The sequence below is a fragment of the Pseudoroseomonas cervicalis ATCC 49957 genome (genome assembly GCF_000164635.1).
In the GTDB taxonomy this organism is placed as follows: domain Bacteria; phylum Pseudomonadota; class Alphaproteobacteria; order Acetobacterales; family Acetobacteraceae; genus Pseudoroseomonas; species Pseudoroseomonas cervicalis.
Genome location: NZ_GG770778.1, coordinates 553,029 through 557,970, shown reverse-complemented (window position 1 = coordinate 557,970; position 4,942 = coordinate 553,029). Strand labels below are relative to the sequence as shown.

Annotated in this window: 5 protein-coding genes; all 5 read right to left on the bottom strand. The window is 72.5% G+C overall.

Features of this window, described 5'->3' with window-relative positions; genetic code table 11:
- Positions 1 to 174 precede the first annotated feature (174 nt).
- The 5 genes from HMPREF0731_RS09685 to HMPREF0731_RS09665 all read right to left on the bottom strand — a co-directional run bounded on the left by HMPREF0731_RS09685 (position 175) and on the right by HMPREF0731_RS09665 (position 4,658).
- The gene (locus tag HMPREF0731_RS09685; protein ID WP_007003927.1) at positions 175 to 1,506 is read right to left on the bottom strand and encodes a TRAP transporter large permease; all 1,332 of its coding nucleotides are present in this window, start codon (positions 1,504 to 1,506) and stop codon (positions 175 to 177) included.
- Positions 1,506 to 2,045, bottom strand: a complete 540-nt coding sequence (locus tag HMPREF0731_RS09680; protein ID WP_007003926.1) for a TRAP transporter small permease — start codon at positions 2,043 to 2,045, stop codon at positions 1,506 to 1,508. The genes HMPREF0731_RS09685 and HMPREF0731_RS09680 overlap by 1 nt, the downstream gene beginning before the upstream one ends.
- A 73-nt stretch (positions 2,046 to 2,118) precedes the next feature.
- Positions 2,119 to 3,114 carry a TRAP transporter substrate-binding protein DctP gene (dctP, locus tag HMPREF0731_RS09675; RefSeq protein WP_007003925.1) on the bottom strand — a complete coding sequence of 332 codons (996 nt, stop codon included), beginning with the start codon at positions 3,112 to 3,114 and terminating at the stop codon, positions 2,119 to 2,121.
- A gap of 247 nt (positions 3,115 to 3,361) precedes the next feature.
- Complete coding sequence (locus HMPREF0731_RS09670; RefSeq protein WP_007003924.1) at positions 3,362 to 3,799, bottom strand: CBS domain-containing protein; 438 nt, start codon at positions 3,797 to 3,799, stop codon at positions 3,362 to 3,364.
- 142 nt (positions 3,800 to 3,941) lie between these two features.
- The gene (locus HMPREF0731_RS09665) at positions 3,942 to 4,658 is read right to left on the bottom strand and encodes a S1 family peptidase (RefSeq protein WP_040612631.1); all 717 of its coding nucleotides are present in this window, start codon (positions 4,656 to 4,658) and stop codon (positions 3,942 to 3,944) included.
- Positions 4,659 to 4,942: the final 284 nt, after the last annotated feature.

Here is a 4,942-nt window from a genome sequence, read left to right as displayed (position 1 = left end):
CCCGTCGCGGCGCCGGCGGCTGCGCCGCCCTGCACCCGCTCGCGCTCATTGGTTCCGCAGGCCGCCAGGGCCAGGGCCAGGGTGGCGGCGCCGATGACGTGCAGTTTCATGCTGCTCGCTCCTTGTGACTGTGCAACAAGCAACGCGGCAGGCGGCATAAGGTTGTGCTGGCGCTCAGCGCGCCAGCATGGTTTCCGGCAGCCAGGTGACGATGGCCGGGAAGGCGGTGACCAGCACCACCGCCAGCGCCATCAGCAGGAAGAAGGGCAGCGTGGCGCGCGCCACCGCCAGGATGTTCTCCCCCGTCAGCCCCTGGATCACGAAAAGGTTGAAGCCGACCGGCGGCGTGATCTGCGCCATCTCCACCACCAGCACGATGAAGATGCCGAACCACACCAGGTCGAAGCCGGCCGCGGCGATCACCGGCAGCACCACCGAGGCGGTCAGCACGATCATGCTGATGCCGTCGATGAAGCAGCCCAGCACCAGGTAGATCAGCGTCAGCACCAGGATGATCATGGCCGGGCTGAAGCCCTGCTGGCCGACCCAGGCGGCCATCGCCGCCGGGATGCCGGAATAGGCCATGGCCTGGGTCAGGAAGGCGGCGCCGGCCAGGATCAGGTTGATCATGCAGGCCAGGCGCGTGGCGCCCATCAGGCTGTCGAGCAGCGAGGCGCGGCTCAGCGTGCCGCCCCAGGCGGAGAGCGCCAGCGCCCCCGCCACCCCGAACACCGCCGCCTCGGTCGCGGTCGCCCAGCCGAAATAGATGCTGGCCATGACGAAGCCGACCAGCGCCAGCACCGGGAACAGCCGGGCGCCGGCGCGCAGCTTCTCGCGCAGCGGCAGGGAGGGGTCGCGCGGCGGCGTCAGCCCCGGGTTCAGCAGCGACCAGACCGCGATGTAGCCGCTGAACAGCGTCACCAGCAGCACACCCGGCAGCACGCCGGCGATGAACAGCCGCACCACCGAGACCTCGGCGGCGACGCCATAGACGATCATCACGATGGAGGGCGGGATCAGCAGGCCGAGCGTGCCGGCGCCGGCCAGGCTGCCCATCGCCATCGGCCGGTGGTAGCCGCGCTGCAGCAGCGCCGGCAGCGACATCTTGCCGATGGTCGCCGCCGTCGCGGCGGAGGAGCCGGAGACGGCGGCGAAGATGGCGCAGCCGATGACGTTCACATGCATCAGCCGCCCCGGCAGGCGCTGCACCCAGGGCGCCAGGCCGCGGAACATGTCCTCGGACAGCCTGGTGCGGAACAGGATCTCGCCCATCCAGATGAACAGCGGCAGGGCGGCCAGCGTCCAGGAGGCCATGGCCTGCCAGATGGCGGTGCCCATCACCTTCTCGACCGGCATGGCGGGCATGGCCGGGATCAGCCAGGGCAGCACCACCACGCCGCAGAAGCCCACCAGCATCAGCGCCAGGCCGATCCAGACGCCGAGGCCGAGGAACAGGAAGAGCAGCGCCAGCAGCAGCGCGCCGGCCTCCATCTGCGAGAGATCCATCACAGCTCCTCCGCCGCGCGGTCCATGGCCGATTTCTCCTCGTGCCGGCGATAGGAAGGGGTGCCGCCCGCCAGATGCACCACCAGATCGTCGAGCAGCGCCAGGGCGAAGAGCGCGGCGCCGAGGCCGCACAGCGCCTGCGGCGGCCACAGCTTCCAGGCCACGCTGCCCTGCGCCACATCGTCGAATTCGAGGGAATCGGCGGCGAGGTCGAGCAGCGACCAGGCGAAGGCGGCGGTGATCAGCGCCGCCAGCAGCAGCGCCAGCGCCTCCATCACCCGGCGCGGCGCGCCGGAGAGGCGGCCAAGCACAAGGTCCACCCGGATATGCGCGCCGTGCCGGAAGGCGTAGGCCAGCGGCAGCAGGGCGGAGGCGGCGACGGCGAAGGCGGTGAGGTCATCCGCCCCCGCCACGGCGTGGCCGAGGAAGCGGCCGCCGACCTGGGCGGCGATCACCAGGGCGATCAGGGCGAGCGACAGCGCGCCGCCGATGCCCCCCAGCAGATACAGGACATCGAGCGCAGCCCGCAGCTTGCGCATGCGCGACACCTCCCGCGGCGATGATGGGAAAGGGGTGAAGGCGGGGCCGCCGCCAGGGCGGCCCCGCGGCGCCTCAGGCGGCGCGGTAGGCCTCGATCAGCTTGCGGCCATCCTCGCCGGACTTGGCGAGCCATTCCTGCACCATGGTCTCGGAGACCTTGGCCATGCCTTCCTTCAGCGCCTCGGTCGGCTGGTTCACGGTCATGCCGCGATCGGCCAGGATCTTCTCGCGCGCCGTCTGCTCGGCCTCCGACATCTGCCAGCCGCGCGTCTCGGCGGTGCGGGCGGCGGCGAGGATGGCGTCGCGCAGATCGGCCGGCAGCGCCTCGAAGGCGCGGCTCTGCACGAAGACCGCGTTCTTGGTCCAGGTGAAGCCGATCGGGGTGAAGAACTTGGCGAAGTCCCAGGCCTGCACGTCGACGCCCGTCGCGGCCGAGGTCACCATGGAATTGACCACGCCGGTGGCGAAGGCCTGCGCCACCTCGGCCGCCTGCACCAGGGTGGGCGTGGCGCCGACCAGCGTGGCGAAGCGGTTGGTGGCGGCGCTGAAGGTGCGCATCTTGTTGCCGCGCAGCGCCTCGATCGTGTCCACGGGGAAGTTGGTGTAGAAGCCCGAGGGCGGCCAGGGCACCATGTAGAGCAGGGTGATGCCGGTGCGCTTCAGCCGCGCCTCGATATAGGGGCGGGAGAGGTCGGCCAGCTTGCGCGCCTGGGCGTAGCTGGTGACCAGCTGCGGGATGCCGTCCAGCTCGAAGAACGGATCCTCATTGCCATAGGCGGAGATCAGGATCTCGCCCAGCTGCACCTGGCCGGTCTGCACGCCGCGGCGGATCTCCGGCATCTTCAGCAGGGCGGCGTTGCTGTGGATCTGCACCTGCAGCCGGCCGGCCGAGGCCTGCTGCGCCTCCTCGACGAATTGCCGCAGGTTGCGGGTGTGGAAATTGCCGTCGGGATAGGGTGTCGCGAACTGCCAGCGGGTCTGCGCCTGGGCGGCGCGGCCGGCAAGGCCGCCGGCCAGGGCGCCAGCGGCGCCGGCCGCCAGCAGGGTGCGGCGCGAGAGAATGGTCATCGGAAGCCCCCGGATCTTGTGGCCGCCGACCTTGCGGTCCGGCCAGCCCTGTCGCTCCCGGCATCATCGAACCGTGCGGGAAAGCGGCGCAAGGGGGGTTCTGCCGGGGAAGCGGCGGCAGCGTGGCGGGAATGCCGCCAAAACAGGCAGGCGGGCGGCAAAAGGCACCGCGCGGGGCGCGCGCGCGGGGGATGCGCGGCCCTTCCAGGCGCGCCCCCCTGCCCCGGCCCTGGCCCCGCCTGGCGGTTCAGCCGGCGGAGGTGACGAAGTCGCGCAGTTGCTGCGCCTCCTGCTCGGCCTCGGCGATGCGCTGCTTCACCAGGTCGCCGATCGAGACCATGCCGGCCAGGCTGCCATCGCGCGCCAGCACCGGCAGGTGGCGGACGCGGCGGTCGGTCATCAGCGCCAGGGCGTCGGCGATGCTGGTGGCGGGGGTGATTGTGTGCAGCACGCGGGTCATCAGCTGCTCGGCGCGCAGCCGGGCCGTGGCCTCCTCATGCGCGGCGAGGGCGCGGGCGATGTCGCGCTCCGAGACGATGCCGAGCACGGCGCCGCCGGCATCGCGCACCAGCACGGCACCGATGCGGTGCTGCGCCAGGGTGCGGGCGATGGCGGCGGCGTCGTCCAGCGGCGCGACGGAGACGACCTGTCCGCCCTTGCCCTGCAGGATGCGCGCGATGGTCATTCTGGCCTTCCTCCTGTGCAGGCGGCCTCGCCGCCACCGCAGGAGTGCGGCGGGGACGGCATTCCCGCCCCGGTTGAATTGCGCCCAGCCTGCATGGCGGGGCTGTAACCTGTCCAGGGGAATCGCCGCCGGGCGGGGGCTCTCACGCGGCTGTGCGGCCGAGCAGCCGCGCCGCCTCGGCCGCCGCGCGGTGGTAGGAGAGGACGAAGACCTGCCGGTCGCGGCGCAGCAACCCGTCCAGATCGGCCCCGGCCAGGAAGGCCAGGGCACCGGCCGCGCCCGGCGCCGGCAGCGCGGCGGTCAGCCCGAGCAGGCTGCCCTGGCCATCCACCACCGGCCCGCCGGAATAGCCCATCAGCGCCGGCATGCGGGCGGTGAAGCCGCGGCCGAAGCCGGGCATCTCGGCATCCGGGGCCTCGACATGGCCGCTGGCGATGGCGGCGCCGAGGCCGGGGGCGCCGGCGGCCCAGACCGCCTCCCCCGCCTGGGGCAGCCGCGCCAGGGCCGGGCGGGCCGGATCGAGGAAGCCCTCCGGCGCGCGCAGCACCGCCAGATCCATGCGGGCGCTGCGGCCGACCAGCGTGGCCGACACCTCCGCCCCGTCGGCGCGGCGCAGGCTGAGCCCCTCGGCGCCGCCCAGCACATGCGCGCAGGTCAGCAGATGGGTGCCGTCAAAGCCGATGGCGGAGCCGCGCGCCACGCCCTGCAGCTGCACGGCGGCGAAGCCGGAGCGGGCGATCCGCTCGGCCGGGGTGCCCTGCGCCTGGTCCGCCGCCTGCCGCGCCGTGCCGCAGGCGCCGAGCAGCCCGCCCATCGCCAGGGCCAGGACACCACGCCTCGTGGAATTGCTGCGCTGCATGCGCCACCCGTTCTCGTCACCGCGTGAGGATCAACCTTTTGGTTAGATTCGATACGCAAAACGCTCGAATCCCACGACTCACGATGGCGTGACCGGGACGGTCCCAGGCTAGGAAAGCAAGGTGAAGAAAGGCTGAAGGCGCGGAGCGCCCCGCGTCAGAGCCGCAGCCCGGCCGCCAGCAGCAGCACCAGGATCAGCAGGAACAGCAGGGCGGCGCGGCGTGCCCCCGGCACCGGGCGGAAGGCCGGCGGCCGGCCACGGTCATTGGCCGGGCGCGGCGGCGG

Bases quoted from the DNA above. Each gene is read 5' to 3' on its own strand.
- HMPREF0731_RS09685 (WP_007003927.1), bottom strand. From the start codon at position 1,506: ATGGATCTCTCGCAGATGGAGGCCGGCGCGCTGCTGCTGGCGCTGCTC.
- HMPREF0731_RS09680 (WP_007003926.1), bottom strand. From the start codon at position 2,045: ATGCGCAAGCTGCGGGCTGCGCTCGATGTCCTGTATCTGCTGGGGGGC.
- dctP (WP_007003925.1), bottom strand. From the start codon at position 3,114: ATGACCATTCTCTCGCGCCGCACCCTGCTGGCGGCCGGCGCCGCTGGC.
- HMPREF0731_RS09670 (WP_007003924.1), bottom strand. From the start codon at position 3,799: ATGACCATCGCGCGCATCCTGCAGGGCAAGGGCGGACAGGTCGTCTCC.
- HMPREF0731_RS09665 (WP_040612631.1), bottom strand. From the start codon at position 4,658: ATGCAGCGCAGCAATTCCACGAGGCGTGGTGTCCTGGCCCTGGCGATG.